Below are 15,627 nucleotides of genomic sequence, written 5' to 3'. Positions count from 1 at the left end.
GGCTCAGCTCCGGATCGCGGCGGCGAGCCAGCCGGCGAGTTCGCCGGGCGTCATCGCGGCGATCTCGGCACCGGCCGCCACGAGCCGCTGGGCCATCGCCCGGTCGTAGGCGGGCCGGGCCGCCGAATCGAGGGCCGCGAGCCCGAGCACACGGGTGCGCTGGCCGGAGAGCGCCCGCACCTGAGCGACCAGGGCGGCCTCGCTCGCGCCCTCGTAGAAGTCGGAGACCAAGACCACGATCGCCCGCTCCGGCGCCGCGATCAGGCCGGCCGCGTAGCGCAGGGCCCCGCCGATATCGGTGCCGCCGCCGAGCTGGACCTTCATGAGCAGCTCGCAGGCGTCGTCGCAATCGCGGGTCAGGTCCACCACCGCCGTGTCGAAGGCGACGAGATGGGTGCGGATGCCGGGGAGCTTCCACAGGCAGGCGGCCATCACCGAGGCGTGGATCACCGAATCGAGCATCGACCCGCTCTGGTCGACGAGCAGGATCACCTGCCAGGGCCGCATCTGCCGCCGGTTCCGAGCGAAGAAGTGCAGCCGCTCGACGGTGATCCGCCGGCTCTCGGGATCGTAGTGGCGCAGGTTGTCGCGGATCGTCCGGTTCAGGTCGAGGTCGCGGGCGCCGGGCAGGCGCGTGTGCCGCCGCCGGTCGAGCACCCCCGAGAACGCCACCGCGAGGTCCCGGGCCAGCCGCTCCATCAGCTGCCGCACCACCTCCTGGACGAGCTTGCGGGCCATCACCAGCACGTCGGGCGCCATCAGGTGCTTGGTGCGCAGGACCGCCTTCAGCAGCGTCTCGTTCGGCGCGACCCGGGCCAGCACCTCGGGGTTCGTGACCACGTCGTCGATGGCGTAGAGCTCGATCGCGTCGCGCTCCAGCCGCTCGATGGTCTCACGGGGGAAGAGCGTGTGGACCGCGTTGATCCAGCCCGGCACCGTCAGGGTCGAGCCCTCGCGGCCGCCCTGGCGCCGCTCCCCCCGCGCCGTCCCCTCGGCGTCGCGGCCGTAGAGCCAGTCGAGGGCCTGATCCATGGCGGCGGCCTCCCCCGACAGGGCGCAGCCGGCCCCCGCGCAGGCGGACTCCGCCGCCTCGCCCAGGATGAGCCGCCAGCGCGTGACGGGGTCGAGGCTCACCGCAGCCGCGTCCCGGCGAGGAGGCTCGGTCCGCGCAGGAGCTCGCTCGCCGTCACCGGCGCGAGCGCGCCGAAGGTCCGCTGGCCCGGCTCCGTCCGGTTGCTCCAGGGCGAGCCGAGGGTCAGGTCGCCGAGGGTCTGCTCCCGGTCCTCGAACTCCACCGCGCCGGTGAACAGGCCCTCCGAGAAGATCAGCGAGGCCTGGCCGGCGGCGCCCCCCGGGAAGGTGACGGCGCGCTCGATCCACCAGACCACACCGCCATCCTGCGGTGACCCGAGGGGCCAGCCCTTCGCGGCCATGCCGCGCAGGCGGTTGGCCTCCACCACGGTCCCGGCGAAGCGGCTCGTGGTCGATGCGGCCGCCTCGGCCTCCGTGAAGGCGTAGGTCTCGCGGGCGAGCTGCGGGAAGGGCTGGACGATCTCGTAGTCGCCGAACAGCGCCCCCCAGGCGGCCAGCGCCCCGGCATCGAGCTGCAGGGGATGGACGAGGCCGATCAGGCCCGGGGCCGCCCCGGTCAGGTCGAGGTCGAGCGGCGCGTCGTCGGCATCCGTGAAGGTCAGGTCCTCGGCCACCCGGAAGGTCAGGCCCGGGCCGGTCCGCGGGTCGGCATCCGCGAAGGTGGCCCAGACGAGGCGCTGGGCGAGGTGGCGCACGAGCGGGTGGGCGGCGAAGCAGGGGCCGAACACCGTCGGCTGGACCCGGCGGGCGCCGGCGAGCATCGCCTCCAGGCGGGCCACCTGCAGGCTCGCCGCGGCCCGCGCGTCCTTCTTCAGGGCACCCCAGCGGGCCACCGCCGCCGCGGCCTTGCCGGCATCGTCGGCCTTGGCGGGCTTGGGCAGGTCCTTGAGCCTCTGGCCGGCGGCGTCCCGGACCCAGGGCTTCAGGGTCTCGTCGAACCCGACCCGGAAGCCGCGGGGGCCGAAATCGAGGTCGAGGCCGCCGCGCTCGTTGAGGTCGAGGTCGGGGGCGAGCCGGTCGGCCAGTTCCTCGGGGGTGAGGCCGCGGGCCTCGGCGAGCTGGGCGATCTTCTGCCGGGCCTTCTCCTGGAGCCCCTTGAACTTCAGCTTCTCGGCGATGCCGTTGAGGTTCATCAGCGCGACGTCGGTGCCGATATCGACCAGCACGTCGAGTCCGGTGACCGCGCGGGCGTGGGCGGCCTCGCCGGGCCAGCGGCGGATCAGGCGGGTCAGGTCGCGGGCCGTGGCGTCGGTGCCGAACCAGCCCAGCGCGCGCAGGGCCCAGCCGTCCTTCGAGGGCGTCCCGGCGGCGATCCAGGCGGAGAACAGGTCCCACGCGAAGGCCGCGAGGCTCGCCTCGGTGCAGGCCTCGCGCACCATCGGCACGCCGGCATAGACGGCGTCCGGGTTGGTGAAGGACAGCATCTCGCAGAGGGTCAGGATCGCCGCGTCCGGCAGGGCGGTCCCGTCCCGCAGACGCGGGCGGGTCAGCATGGACGGCACGACCCAGGCGGGCGGCTTGCCGACCTTGGCGGGGACGCGGGCGAGGGGATCGCGGTCGAGCACCTGCGCGACCGCCTCTGTCACGTCCGGTGCCTGGTCCGCGTAGCGCGCGGCCACGGAAGTGATGATGGCGCGGCCGTCCGCCCGGTCCTGCGCCAGCACGCGCAGGGCGTGCTCGCCGGCGTCGCGCAGCGCCCCGGGCCGGCCCACGGCGTCGGGCAGCAGGCGGATGAGGGCGGTCTCGGGATGGCGGCGCAGCCAGGCCAGCGCCGGCTCGCGGGCCTTCTTGAGCTTCGTGAGGGCGCGGGCGGCAGGCACGGCGAGACGGCCATCGTCCACCGCCAGGACCGCCGGCAGGAGCCCGACCGGATCGGCCTCGACCAGCCCGACGAGGCCCGGCATCGCCCGCTCGCCGAACCGCGCCAGCATCGCCCACACGATCTCCGGCCATTGCGAGACGTGGAAGCATCCCGCAACGACGCGCGACTGGGCCCAGAGGGCGAGCGCCAGGGGCTCGGGCTGCCGCTCCAGGCTGCCGACCAGTTGGCGATAGGGCGAGTTCGCCCAGTAGCGGCAGGCCTCGTCGATCTGGGCGACGCGGGCGGCGACCCAGGCGATCAGGGCCGGCGGGTCGTCGCGCGGCGGCTCGGAGAGCGCGGGCGGGATCCGGCTCCAGCCCTGCGTCGGATGGGAAAGCTCGGTGGCCGCCACGAAGGCCGACAGCGCCTCCGGGCCGTCGAGGGTCACGGCGTTCCGCGCCCGCCAGTAGCTCGGGGCGACCTCCGGCACCGCGTGCGCGAACGGCGTCGGCAGCGGCGCGAGGGCGAGGACGAGGTCGTCCCGGGTCCGGGCCTTGGCCCGCCAGGGCGGATCACGCAGCACCCGCGGCCAGGCGGCGGGCTCCGCCAGGGGCACGGCGCGGGCCTCCGCCAGGGCATCGAGGATGCCGGCCCCGCGCCCGCCCGACGCCGCGAGCCAGCCGCGGACCGTGTCGAGGCCGTGGATATCGAGCGCCCGGTTCACCCGGGCGCGCAGGGCCGGCTCCGATCGGCCGCCCGCGAGGGCGGCGAGGCAGCGGGGCAGGATCGCGGCGGGATCGGCCTCCAGCGCCGCGTCGAGGGCCGCCGCGACGGGCTTCTCGTGGAGATGGGGCAGCAGGGCCGGCAGCGCGCCGGCCTCCCCCGTCGACAGGATCGCCAGGGCGACCGTCCGGCGCTGGTCGTCGGTGGCGTAGTGCAGCAGCCAGTCGAGGGCCGGCAGGGCCGGCTGACCGGCGGCGCGGGCCACCGCCAGCAGGGTCGCGGCCGCCTCGGCCGCGTCGAGGGCGCAGTAGACGAAGTAGAGGTGGTAGCTGCGCTTGGCGCGCCAGGCCGCGACCGCCTCCGGCGGCGCGTCGGCGAGGAGCGGCAGGTAGACCGTATCGGCCGTCACGTCGATCCCCGCGGAAGCGGCGGCTTCGAGCACGGCGCGGGGCTGGAGCGGGTGCGGGGCGGGCCGGTCGTCGGCCAGGATGAACGCGCAGGCGCAGGCCGCCGGCCAGTCGTGATCCTCGGCGATCCGCGCATTCAGGAACGCGACCGCGGCGTCGTAATCGGCCTCCGGGGCGTGCACCAGGGCGGCCCGCAGGGCGAGGTGGAGCGGCTCCGCCCAGGACAGGCGCTGGTAGGGGCGCGGCGTCTTCGGGGTCGGGCGGCGCCGGTCGGCCAGCCGGGCGACGGCCTCCGTCCCGCCCCGGGCCACGGCGTAGCGAAGGATCGCCTCCAGCGCCCGCCGCAGGATGGCGTCGCCGGTGGCGGCCCGGGACGGATTTCCCTGTCGGCGCGCCTCCGCGGCGTCGACGATCGCGTCCAGCCAAGCGGCGAGGCCGTCCCGGTCCGGCGGCGCCCCCGGCGAGGCGCGCGGCCTCGGCATCGCCGAGCGCGGCCGCCAACGGCGCCGCGATCGCCCGCCAAGCCTCCGCCGCGTCCGGGCACGGACCGGGGCGCAGGCGGGTCGGCAGCGGCACCGCCTCGAAGACCGCGGCCGGGGCGGGGGCAATGCGGGCTCCTGCGCGGCCGGGTCCGGGGCGGGCTCGGCCGCCGCCGGCGGAGCCGCGACGGGTGCCGTCTCGTCGGTGGCCGTCACGGTGGCCGGTTCGGCGGGGATTTCAGCGGCGCTCTCCGGTCGCTCAGCCGTCCCGGACGCCTGAACCGCATCCGCGGTCCGAGCCGGTGCGGCCGGGGCGGCGGCGGGTGCGGGAGCCGATCCCTCGGCGCGGACGTAGCCCTTGGTGGTCTTCTCGCGGACGAGCTTGTCCTTCTCCTTCACGGCCGCGGCCGCATCGGCGCAGGTCTTGTCCTTGCTCTGGCCCTGGGTGCCGAGGCGCCCGAAGCGGACGGTGAGCGTCGGGCCGGAGACGCCGACCTCCCAAAATTTGGCCGCGCTGCCCTCGACCAGCTCGTAGCGTTCCATGGGCTGTCTCCCTCTCACGCGTCGCCGGCGGCGGCGAGCAGGCTCGGCGTGCGCAGGACCTCGCTGGCGGTCACCGGATCGAGGTCGCCGAACCGGTGGGTCGCCGCGGCGCGCCAGCCGGTCTCGGACAGGGTCAGGGTCCGCAGCGTCTGGATCCCGTCGCCCTCCGGGCCGGGCCGGTGCCAGAACCCGTCCTCGAAGCGCAGGACCGCGACGAGGCGGGTTCCGTCGGGCAGCGCGACCGGCCGCTGCACCGCATGGACGTGCTCGCCACCGGTGTCGGTCGACCAGCCCTGGGGCCGCAGGCCGCGCAGGCGGCGGCCGCCCACCCGGATTCCGTCGAAGCGCAGGGTCTCGGCGCCGCCCCGCTCGGCCTCGGTGAACGCGAAGGTCTCGCGGGCGAGTTGCGGGAAGGGCTGGGCGATCTCGTAATCGGCGAACAAGCCGCTCCAGGCCGCCAGCGCTTCCGGGTCGAGGTGCAGGGGATGGACGAGGCCGACCACGCCCTCGGCCGCCGCGACGTCGAGGGCGAGGGCGTCGTCCGCGGCGTCGGTCGGCGAGAGATCCTCCGCGAGGCGGAAGACGTGCCCCGGCGGCGTCGCGGGCGCACCGTCCGGATAGAACCCCCAGACGAGGCGCCCGGCGAGGTGGCGGATCAGCGGGTGGGCGGCGAAGAACGGCCAGAACACCCCGGGGGCGACGCGGCGCTGGGACGCCAGCATGGCCTCGAGCCGGGTGACCTGCAGGCCGGCGGCGGCTTCCGCGTCCTTGCGCAGGGCCGCCCAGTGCCGGGACGCCGCCTTGGCGGCCTCGGGATCGTCCGCCTTGGTCGGGCGGGGCAGGGCGGCGAGCCGCCGGCCCTCGGCGTCGCGCAGGACGGGCTTCAGCGTCTCGTCGAAGCCGACCCGGAACCGGCGCTCCCCGAAGGACAGGTCGAGCCCGCCCCGGGCGTCAAGGCCGAGATCGGGGGAGAGCCGGTCGGCGAGGTCGACCTCGTCGAGGCCGCGCGCCTCGGCGGCGTCGACGATGGCGGCGCGGGCAGCCTCGCGCAGTTGCAGCAGCGGGCTCTTCTCGGCGATGGCGCTGAGGTTCATCAGCGCCACGTCGGTGCCGATCCCGGCGAGCACGGCGATGCCGGCCCGGCCGCGGGGCTTCAGGCCGGCCTGCCCCCAGGCGCGGATCTGACGGGTGAGGTCGCGGGCGGCGTGGTCGCCGCCGATCAGGGCCAGCGCCTGCAGGGCCCATTCCCCCGTCGCCTTGGCGCCGGCGGCGATCCAGGACTGGAACAGCGCGACCGCGAAGGCGTCGAGGCTCTCCGGCGTGCAGGCGGCGCGGACCTGCGCGACGCCCGCGTAGGGCGTCAGCGGGTCCGAGAAGGCGAGCATCTCGCACAGGGCGGTGACGGCGGCGTCGGGCAGGGCGCCGCCGCTCCGCAGGACCGGGCGGGGCAGGGCGGCGGGGACCACCCAGTCGGGGAGCTTCGGCGGCTTGGCCGGCACCTGCTCCAGCGGGTCGCTGTCGACCCCGGCGGCCACCGCCTCGGTCACGCCGGGATCCCGCTCCGCATAGGCCGCGACGGCGGCGTCGAGGGCGGCGCGCCCCGCGGGCTCGGCGGCGAGGAAGCGCAGGGCCGCGTCGGCGGCGTCGCGGTCCGGGCCGGCGGGCCCGAGGGTCTCGGGCAGGAGCCGCAGCGCCGCGGTGCGGGATGGGCGCGCAGGCCGCGGCCGCGGCCGGCCGGAGCTTGCGGGTGCGGTGGAAGACCCGGGCGGCGACCGGGGCGAGCTCGGCGGCGTCCACCGGCTCGACCTCCGGCAGGAGCTGCGCCGGATCCGCCGCGACGAGGCGGACGAGGCCGGGCACGGCCCGCTCGCCGAAGCGGGACAGCATCACCGCGATGGTGCGCCGCCACGCCACGTAATGGGCGCGCTGCGGCCCGGTCTTCTCCCACAGCATCAGCGCCAGGGGCTCGGGCTGCCACCCGACCATCCGGAACCAGGGCCCGTAGTTGAAGTAGAAGCAGCCCGTAAACTGCCGGGTGAGGTCGAGCCGGCGGTCGAGCCAGGCCAGGGCCGCCGCGGGATCCGCGTCGGCGGCGGGCACGGGCTCGGCCGGCGGCGGGATCGGCATGTCGTAGAGGGCCTCCGCCTCGGTGGCGCGGACCGCGCCGCGAGGCCCGTCATGGCCTCCACCAGCGTTCCGGCCTGGAAGTAGAAGGTGCTGCGGTCGAGGGCCTGCTCGGGCGGCTGTGCGCGAAGGCGTCGGGATCGGCGCCACCACCCGTTCCGGCCGGGGCGCGCGCGGCCCCGCGCCGCCGCCAGGGCGGGTCCCGGAGCACGGGCGGCAAAGCCTCCGGCGCCGCCTGCGGCCCGCCGCCGGCGGCGAGCAGCCGGTCCAGGCGCCCCGCGCCCCGGCCCCTGTCGGCCGCCGCCCAGGCGCGGGCGGCTTCATGTCCGTGGCGCTCGGCGAGCGTGACGACCCGCGGGCCGAAGGCGGGCTCCCCCTTGCCATGGAGCGCCCTGAGATAGGCCCGCAGCATCCAGTCGGGGAAGGCCGCGTCTGCGGCGTCGAGGGCGTCGCGGACCAGCTTGGTGCCCACGAAGGGCAGGAGGGCGTCGAGGGCGTCGGCGGCCCTCTCCAGGAGCGCCCGGGCGATGAGCGTGCGCTCGGGCCGACCGCTCCCTCCAGGAGCCAGACGAGGGCGGGGTGGCCGGCCTGCCGGCCGCGTCGGCGACGGCGATCACCGTGGCGGCGGCCTCCTCGGCCCCGACATCGCAGGTCGCCAGGGTCGCCCGGTGGAACGGCGCGGCGTACCAGGGGCGCGGCCTGGCTCGGCGGCAGGTCGACGATCAGCGGCAGGGCGGCGTGGAGTTCGCCGTAGGCCTTGGGATCCGGCGGGTCGCAGCGCGCGAGCACCGCGCGGCGCAGAGGGCATGGTCGGCGCCGGGCCGGTCATCCGCGAAGACCGCCGCGAGCCAGCGGGCGAGGGTCGGCTCCGGCTCCGGCGGCGAGCCGGAGGGCTGCCTCCAGGGCCGCCGCGTATTCCGCCTCGGGGGCGGCGGCCAGGGCGGCCCGGATGCCGAAGGCGGTGGGCATGTCCCAGGCCGAGACCGGCAGGGAGCCGTACCGGCCGGAGGGGCGGGGCTGGCAGCCGGTCGAACAGGGCCACGAGCGTCCCGGTGCCGGAGCGGGCTACGAGCCAGCGGGCGAAATGGGTGAACGCCGCCCGGGCCGCCGGCCCCTGCGGTCCGGGCTTGGCACCCCAGAGGCGCTGGTTCAGCGCCGGGCAGGCCGCCTCGAGCTGCTCCAGCCAGTGCCGGGCCTCGGCGTGGTCGGGGGCCGGCGGCGCGCCGTCGAGCCGGGCGGCGAGGGCCTCGGCCGGCGCGCGGGCCTCGTCGGGAGCGGTTTCCAGAAGCGGGCGGATCCGCGCCGCGAAGGCGGCCCAGTCGGCGGCGGCGTCGAGGGGCGGCCCGGGGCGGGTGCGCGTGGCAGGGGCGTGCCGGAGAAGATCGGGGCGCCGCCGGTTGCCGGGGTGCAGCGCGCCTCCGCCCGGGCGGCGGGGGCCGGCGAAGCCTCGGCGGTTTCGGGAATCGGCGGCCCGGGCAACCGTGGCCTGGGCAACCGTGGCCTGGGCTGTCGCCCCGGCGGCCGAAGCCGGTGCGGCGTCGCCGGCCGGGCGATAGCCCTTGGCGGTCTTCTCCCGCACCAGCCGGTCGAGCTCGACCCGAGCTGCCTGCGCGCTCGCGAAGCTCTTGGTCTTGGACTGCCCCTGCGTGCCGAGCCGGCCGAATCTCACGATGAGAACGCTGTCCTCGGTCCCGGCCTCCCAGAACTTCGCCGATGATCCCGCCGTCAGCTCGTAACGCTGCATGCAGTCCTCTCCCTGTGGCGCGGCGGTAAAATTTTCCTTGTCGCGTCTCAGGTCAACCCGTAGCGGGCGAGCCGCGCGGCGACCCGCGCCTCGCGGACAGGGCCTCGGCCTGATCGGCCGGGCGGGCGCGCTGGCGCATCCAGGCCAGGCCTCGACCTCGGCCCGTGCCTCGCCGAGGCCGCTCCGGCGCAGGATCGCCACGGCGATGCGCTCACGCTCCCGGGGCGGGAACCACGCGAAGGCCATCCGCAGGGACGGCAGCGCCCGCAGGAAACTCTCATCGCCCCAGGCGGCCACCAGCCCCTCGACGGAGGCCAGGGTGGCGTCGGCGGCGATCTCCTCGCGGGCGAGGGCGAACAGGCCGGCGAGGAAGTCGCCCAGCGTCGCGGGCAGGCCGAAGCGGCGCAGCCGGGACAGGGCGGCCTCCGGGTCCGAGCCGACCGCGCCGCAGGCGACCCGGAAGCCGAGGGCCGCCCCGCGAGGGCCGGGGGCGTCTCCGGGTCGGCGAGGCGCCGGCCGAGCATGGCGGCGAAGGGCCTGCGCAGCTCGTCGAGGCCCGCAACCTCGGCGCCGACCTCGCGGAACAAGTCGCGGCAGGCGAGGAGCAGCGGGATGGGCGCCGAGCCCCGCGCGGGGCTCCCGGATGCCTTCGACGACGAAGAGCGCCCGGCCGCCAGAGCGGCGCAGAGGCGGGCGAGGGCGGGCCGCGAAGGCGCGAAGGCGTCGCCGAACCGGTACAGCCGCACGATCCCGGCCCCGGCGGCGCCCAAAGCGGCCACGTCGTGTGCCGCCGCGATGCCGGCGCTCAAGCGGGCCAGCAGATCGCCCTCCAGGGTCAGCCCGGCGAACAGCGCGTCGGACAGGGCCCCGGTGAGAACGGCGAGGAATCCGGCGCCGCCTCGACCCGGGCGGAGATCCGAGCGGCGGCGGCCATCTCCAGGGTGCCGCCCCAGAGCGAGGCCTCGATCAGGGCGCCGAGCCAGTGCGGGTGGCGCACGAGCGTGAAGCGCTCCCGCGGCAGGCCGGGCTCGGCGCGGTCCGGCCCTCGCGGGCGATCCCCGGCAGCCCGAGCAGCGCCAGCCGGTGCAGCAGGTGCGCCCGCGCCCGGTCGCCCGGCGCGGCCCAGTCGAGGTCGATGCTGCGGCGCGCCGGCCCTGGCTCCAGATCGGCGGCGCGCAGACGCTCGGCGACGTCGGCCACCAGGGGCGGCTGCCGGTGCCGGGAGCGAGGCGTCCTCGCGCCGGCCGGTGAGCGCCCGCAGCATCGCGGCGAGCGCGGGGTGGCCGGGCGCGGCGCCGCCGGCCGCCCAGGCGGGCGGGCGGTCGAGGGCGTCCTTCACCAGGGCGGCGAGAGCCGCGTCGATCAGGTCGGCGCGCAGGATCGCCGGATGGGCGCGCAGCCGGGCGAGGGCCTCGGCATGGACCCGCCAGGCGATGCGGTCGGCGGTGGAGACGACCTGCCCGGCCTCACGCAGGGCCGCGGTGATCGCCGTCATCGCCCAGTCGGCCGCGGGGGCGAGGCCCGCCTCGGCCACGCGCTCGTAGTAGCCCGGCGCCGGCATGCCGGCCGCGTAGCCCGAGAACCGGTCGAGCCGGAGATAGGCGTAGGGCACCACGTAGCTGCCGGTGCGCAGGTCCGGCCTGGCGGCGGCCGGCTCGGGCCGGGTCCCGTCCGCCTGCGCGGCGTGGCGCCGGACGGCGTCCGCGTGCCAGCCGCCGCAGACGAGGACCACCGGCCGGTCGCCGGCCGCCCGCAGGGCGTGGGCCGCGTAGGCGCCCATGAAGCGCTCGCGGGCCGCCTCGGCGGGATCGTCCGTGCCCGGCGGGCGCAGCAGGGCGAAGTAGCGGTCGAGCCGGGCCGGCAGCTCCGCCTCGGAGGCCGCCTCGGCGAGGACGTCCCAGAGGGCGTCTTGGTCGGCAACGCCGAGGGCGGCGGCCAGCGCCCGCTCGGCGGCCTCGGCGCGGGCCCCGTGCGGGTCGGCGTAACGGTTGGCGCGGCGTCCGAAGGCCGGGTCCCAGGCCGGCAGGTCGCAGAACAGCGTCTGCGCACCCACCGCCCGGCCCGCCTCCAGCGCCTGCCATTCCGGCGAGAAGGCGCAGAACGGCGTGTAGGAGGCGGCGCTGCCGGTCGCATCCGCCCGGAACGAGAAGATCGCCACCGGCAGGTCGTGGCCGAGGGCGAGGTCGGGCAGGTGCGGGTTGAAGTCCACCGGACCCTCGATCAGCACGAAGGCCGGCCGCAACGCCGCGATCCTGCGCCGGACGAGCCCGGCGCAGGCCGGGGAATGGTGGCGTACGCCGATGACGGTCAGGCGGCCGGAATCCGGCGCGGGACCGCTCATTGCGGGGTGAGGAGGTGCCGCGCCGCGTAGAGCTGGCGCCACGCCGCGCCGGAGCGGCGGCTGACGCGCTGGTCGAGATAGCGGCGCAGGCGGGCGAGATCCTCCGCGTCGTCCTTGGCGGCGGTGCCGGCGAGGCAGGCGACAATGTCCTCCGGCTGGCCGGCATCGCCCCGCAGGAAATGGCCCTTCACCCCGATGGCGTGGGCGACGCTGACCGCCTCCGCGGTGCTCATCACGGAGGAGAGCCGCTCCATGCCGGTGCCCTCCGTATCCACGGCCTCGCGCAGCTCCCGGAAGCAGGTCACGAGGAGTTCGAGCACCTCCGGATCCGGGCTGCGGGGCACGCCGGACCGGGCCAGAAGCGCGGTGGCCTCGCGCTGCACCAGGGCGAGTTCGGCCTCAAGATCGGCGATCGGGAACACGGTCTCGAAGCCGAACCGGCGCTTGAGGGCCGCCGACATCTCGTTCACGCCCCGGTCGCGGGTGTTGGCGGTGGCGATGAGGTTGAAGCCGTCGCGCGCGTAGACCATCCCGTCCGCGCCGGTGAGTTCCGGCACGGCGAGCACCCGGTCGGACAGGACCGAGAGCAGGCTGTCCTGCACCTCCAGCGGGCAGCGGGTCAGCTCCTCGAAGCGGACGATCCGCCCCGCGCTGAGGCCGGTATGGAGGGCGCCCGGCACCAGGGCGCGGGGGCTCGGCCCCTCGGCGACGAGCAGCGCGTAGTTCCAGCCGTAGCGGATCTGGTCCTCGGTCAGCGACGCACCGCCCTGGATCGTCAGGGTCGAGCACCCGCTGATCGCGGCGGCGAGGAGTTCCGAGAGCAGGCTCTTGGCGGTCCCGGGCTCCCCGATCAGCAGGAGGGCGCGCGAGGTCGCCAGGGTGACCATGGCCCGCTCCACCAGCGCGGGCGCGCAGACCACCTTGGCGGGGGTCGCGCCGTCACCGCAGATGAAGCGCCGCACGGCCTGGAGCGAGAGCTGCCAGCCGGGCGGCCGCGGCGCCGAATCCTCGGCCCGCAGGCGGGCGAGTTCCGCAGCGTGGACGTCCTCGGCCGGGGGTCTCTGACGCGCCTCGCGATCGCCGCCCGCCCGCACCGCCTTCGCCATGCACCCGTCCCCTGCCGTCGCGCCGATCCTGTCGGCGTGTCCTGCGATCGGCAGAGCATGCCCCGGCACGGGCATGTCTCTCAAGCGCCTCCGAGCATCTCCGAGCATCTCCAAGCATTGGTGGCCCAGCGCATGCGTCCGGCCGGCCCGCACGGCACCGGACGGGCCAGAACGGATGTCTTTCCGAGAGCGTCTACATCGACACCAAGCACAACGTCAGGATCGCGATCTCGAAGACGATCCAGCCACCGAAGACAACGACCAGCTCCCAGTCGGTTCTCTCTTTGGTCTTGGCCAAAGCGTACATGTTCGACCTCCTCGCGCAGCCCGAGAGGCCACAAGCGAATTCAGTCACCACGATAGGACGCGACGTATACGAATATTCAATCAGATTTTGCCGTGGATTGCAATTGTTCGAACCCGCGCAAGCCGGAAGATAAATTAATACATCACTCCGCGAAACGCGCGCCGCGCCTTATCGGACGCGGAAATATTGCATCGCAGCAAGTATTTCCCCGCAGGCCCGGCGCTCGCGCAACCCCGATCCCGGGGACGTGAACGGGATCCGTCCGGCCGCGTTGCTCCCGACAGGCCCGGTAGAGGCAGCCTGGGGAAGCGTTCCGAGGATTCACACATGAAGACGTTGATCAGCCTGACCGTCGCGGGCCTCCTGGCGACGGGCGCGGCCGCCACGGCCGCGGAGAATACCGGCCCCCGCATGCAGGGCTCGCCCAATGCGGCCGGCTATACGGGCAAGGACGAGACGGGGAAGGGCGCAACGACGGGGACGACGACCGGATCACCGGGCTCGGAGATGCCGAAACAGGACGGCCGGATGAAGGGACCGCCGAATGCGGCCGGCTTCCAGCCGGGCGGCGACAAGGCCGGCGGCGCGGCCGGAGCCCCGGACCGTCGCTGATTCGCCTCATGCCGGGGCGGGATCCGGCCCACGATCCCGCCCCTGAAGCCGGAGCCCCAGCCGCGACAGGCGGGGGCGGCAACCGGACGGGCCGCGCAATGCGGCGGCCCCATGGAGCACGGTGCGCGCAACGATATCCCCGCCACGGCGACGGCGATCAAAGGGCGGGGCCGTGATGGCCCAGGTCGAGGCGGAGCCGGTCGCAGGGCCCTGACGAAGGCCGTCGACCTGCCGGAGACGCCGGGATTCGAGGACGGCGGCGCCGTCCCCCTGCGCGCCCGGGCAGCGAACGTTCTGCTCGTGAAGCCGTCGCGGCACCGCGGCGGCGCACCGCGGCGGCATCGCGGCAGCAGCATAGCCGGGACCTGTGCCGCTGCGGCGGCCCCGTCATCCAGCCGTCATCGGGCCGGCCTAGGGCGGCGCCTCCCGCCCACCCGACCGGCTGTACTCACCTGATGGATTGGTCCGACCTGCCCGAAGACATCCCCCCGTCGTCGGCCGCCGACGCGAGCCGGATGCGGCTGTACATCACCGTCGGGCTGATCGGCATGGGGGCGCTCGGCATGGTCGGCGGGATGCTGCACATCCTCCCGGCCTGAGCGAGACCGCCGCCGCCCCGGCCCGGCCCGTTCGGTCGCCGCCTGGATCGCGGCGATCCGGCCGCCGATCTCGTCCGTCGTCCGGGCGGTCTGTCCGGCGGTCACCTTCACCGCCGCGGCGACCACGGCGAAGCCACGGCCCGCCTCACCGGCGCGGGCGGCCTCGATCGGGGCGACGCCGCATCATTCAGCGAACCAGGATCGATCCCCCGCACCAGACCGGCGCCCCCCTGCCGCAGGAACCGGAAGGTCCCGGCGGGCGGTGCGTCGCAGCGCGGCTCCATCGGCTGGACGACGCTGCCGCCGGGCCGGCGGCAGGCTACCGGACGGGATCGGGCAAGGCTGAAGCCGCAGCGCCGGGGAGGCGATCCCGGCTGCTTCCATGCGGATCGCCCGATGGCAGCGCCACGGGAGGTGCCCTGAGAGGCCGGGATCGACACCCGCGGGTGCCGCTGCCGAATCCCGGAGGTCATCGCGGCTCCAGAGCGCCCGCCGGAGCCGGGGCACGCGGTTCGGAGCCCGAATCCGCTCAGGCCGCCAGCTTGAGAACCCAATCGTAGAAGTCGGTCCAGGTCTCCGACGGGGCCGCCGGCTCTGTGCCCGACGATTTCCCGGGTTCGATCGCGACCTGCGCGCGGACATCCCGAGGGGCGCAGCCGAACTCTGCGCGGAAGGCCTGGGTGAAATGTGCGGGGCTCTCGAACCGCCAGCGATACGCCACATCGGAGATGCGGGCGAAGCGCCCGTCGCCGGCGGCGAGGTCCCGATAGGCGCGGGCGAGCCGGCGCTGCCGTATATAGCCGGACACGCCCCCGAGGGGGACGAACAGCCGGTACAGGGCGCTGCGCGAGACGCCGAACCGCTGCCCGATCGCCTCGGCGGTCAGGTCCGTGGACGCAAGCTCGGCCTCGATGAAGCGCCGGATGGCGACGAGCAGGGGGGCCCGCTCGAGTGGCTGGACGCCCCCATCCTCCTGCGGCAGGCCCAAGGCCGCCACACCGAGCAGCGCCGCCGTGGCCTCAGCTGCCGCAGCGGCCTCCGGCTCCGAGAACCCGGTCGCGTGCGTGCTGAGGGAGCGCAGGTGGTCGGTGAGCATCCGGCCGAACGGCGTCGCACCCCGGATCACCGCCCCGTGCAGGGTGTCGAGCGCGCTTTGCCGGACGCCGAAGAGCGGCCGCGGCAGGACGACCGTGATCGCCTCGTAATCCGTGGAGGCGGCGGAGAGGGGCCGCGACAGGTCGAACAGGCAGATGTCCCCCGGCGCGCAGTCCTGCTCCCTGCCGCTGACCGCCACCCTCGATTGTCCGGAGACACGCATGTGGGCGACGATGTGATCGACGCCCATCCGGGCCACCAGGCCACGCTCGCGCACGAACCGGAGCCCGGAGGCGCGGGCGCTGCAGACGATCGCGGTGCCGAGGTGCCGAACCCGCGACTGACCGCGGAAATCGGACAGATCTTCCTTGCGGATCGTGAAGTCCCAGAACGGCGCGACGGCGTCGCGCCAGTCGTCGGCTTGACGATGACCGGGGCTCTCACCCGTGAGCAGCAGGATCGGTTTTGGTCGCATCGCCCGTGTTGTGGTCCGGACCGCGCACATGGCATCGGCCCCGCCGCCAGTATGGCGATTCCTGCTGCTTAGAAAAGTGGCACTCCGTTCCAAACACCGGACTCTGCGCTCCGGGCTCGTCCTGTCCTGCGGGATCCGGTGCCGGATGCGGAACGTCCCGCAGGCCGGTCGGCCGCGGG

Annotated in this window: 10 protein-coding genes and 1 pseudogene; 2 read left to right on the top strand and 9 right to left on the bottom strand. The window is 75.5% G+C overall.

Annotated features, from left to right (window positions below; translation table 11 throughout):
- Window positions 1–3 precede the first annotated feature (3 nt).
- From PQI07_RS25070 to PQI07_RS25035, 7 genes are all read right to left on the bottom strand, one after another.
- The gene (locus PQI07_RS25070) at window positions 4–1,134 is read right to left on the bottom strand and encodes a VWA domain-containing protein (protein ID WP_043756542.1); all 1,131 of its coding nucleotides are present in this window, start codon (window positions 1,132–1,134) and stop codon (window positions 4–6) included.
- On the bottom strand, window positions 1,131–5,045 hold the full coding sequence (locus tag PQI07_RS25065) for a DUF4132 domain-containing protein (protein WP_274927641.1): 3,915 nt from the start codon (window positions 5,043–5,045) through the stop codon (window positions 1,131–1,133). Before PQI07_RS25065 ends, PQI07_RS25070 begins: the two co-directional genes overlap by 4 nt.
- 14 nt (window positions 5,046–5,059) lie before the next feature.
- Entirely contained in the window at window positions 5,060–6,592 is a 1,533-nt protein-coding gene (locus PQI07_RS25060; protein WP_274927640.1) for a DUF4132 domain-containing protein, read from the bottom strand.
- A gap of 629 nt (window positions 6,593–7,221) precedes the next feature.
- On the bottom strand, window positions 7,222–7,641 hold the full coding sequence (locus PQI07_RS25055) for a hypothetical protein (RefSeq protein ID WP_274927639.1): 420 nt from the start codon (window positions 7,639–7,641) through the stop codon (window positions 7,222–7,224).
- 141 nt (window positions 7,642–7,782) lie between these two features.
- A complete protein-coding gene (locus tag PQI07_RS25050) occupies window positions 7,783–8,913 on the bottom strand; it encodes a WGR domain-containing protein (protein WP_274927638.1) in 1,131 nt (376 codons plus the stop codon).
- A gap of 835 nt (window positions 8,914–9,748) precedes the next feature.
- Window positions 9,749–11,254, bottom strand: coding sequence for a DUF5682 family protein (locus tag PQI07_RS37900; protein WP_446720973.1), 1,506 nt, complete (start codon window positions 11,252–11,254; stop codon window positions 9,749–9,751).
- Window positions 11,251–12,360 carry an ATP-binding protein gene (locus PQI07_RS25035; protein WP_043382316.1) on the bottom strand — a complete coding sequence of 370 codons (1,110 nt, stop codon included), beginning with the start codon at window positions 12,358–12,360 and terminating at the stop codon, window positions 11,251–11,253. Before PQI07_RS25035 ends, PQI07_RS37900 begins: the two co-directional genes overlap by 4 nt.
- Before the next feature lie 634 nt (window positions 12,361–12,994).
- Here PQI07_RS25035 and PQI07_RS25030 point away from each other — a divergent pair.
- Entirely contained in the window at window positions 12,995–13,279 is a 285-nt protein-coding gene (locus PQI07_RS25030) for a hypothetical protein (protein WP_179698532.1), read from the top strand.
- A gap of 455 nt (window positions 13,280–13,734) precedes the next feature.
- On the top strand, window positions 13,735–13,878 hold the full coding sequence (locus tag PQI07_RS25025; protein ID WP_167380411.1) for a hypothetical protein: 144 nt from the start codon (window positions 13,735–13,737) through the stop codon (window positions 13,876–13,878).
- A gap of 24 nt (window positions 13,879–13,902) precedes the next feature.
- Here PQI07_RS25025 and PQI07_RS25020 read toward each other — a convergent pair.
- Window positions 13,903–14,052 (bottom strand): annotated as a pseudogene (locus tag PQI07_RS25020) (methyl-accepting chemotaxis protein); the annotation flags it as partial.
- 355 nt (window positions 14,053–14,407) lie between these two features.
- The gene (locus PQI07_RS25015; RefSeq protein ID WP_075379970.1) at window positions 14,408–15,448 is read right to left on the bottom strand and encodes an AraC-like ligand-binding domain-containing protein; all 1,041 of its coding nucleotides are present in this window, start codon (window positions 15,446–15,448) and stop codon (window positions 14,408–14,410) included.
- Window positions 15,449–15,627 lie beyond the last annotated feature (179 nt).

Source organism: Methylobacterium sp. 092160098-2 (assembly GCF_028920805.1).
Taxonomy (GTDB): Bacteria; Pseudomonadota; Alphaproteobacteria; order Rhizobiales; family Beijerinckiaceae; genus Methylobacterium; species Methylobacterium fujisawaense.
Note: the sequence above shows the minus strand (reverse complement) of the source record. Positions and strands in the feature narration are given on the sequence as shown.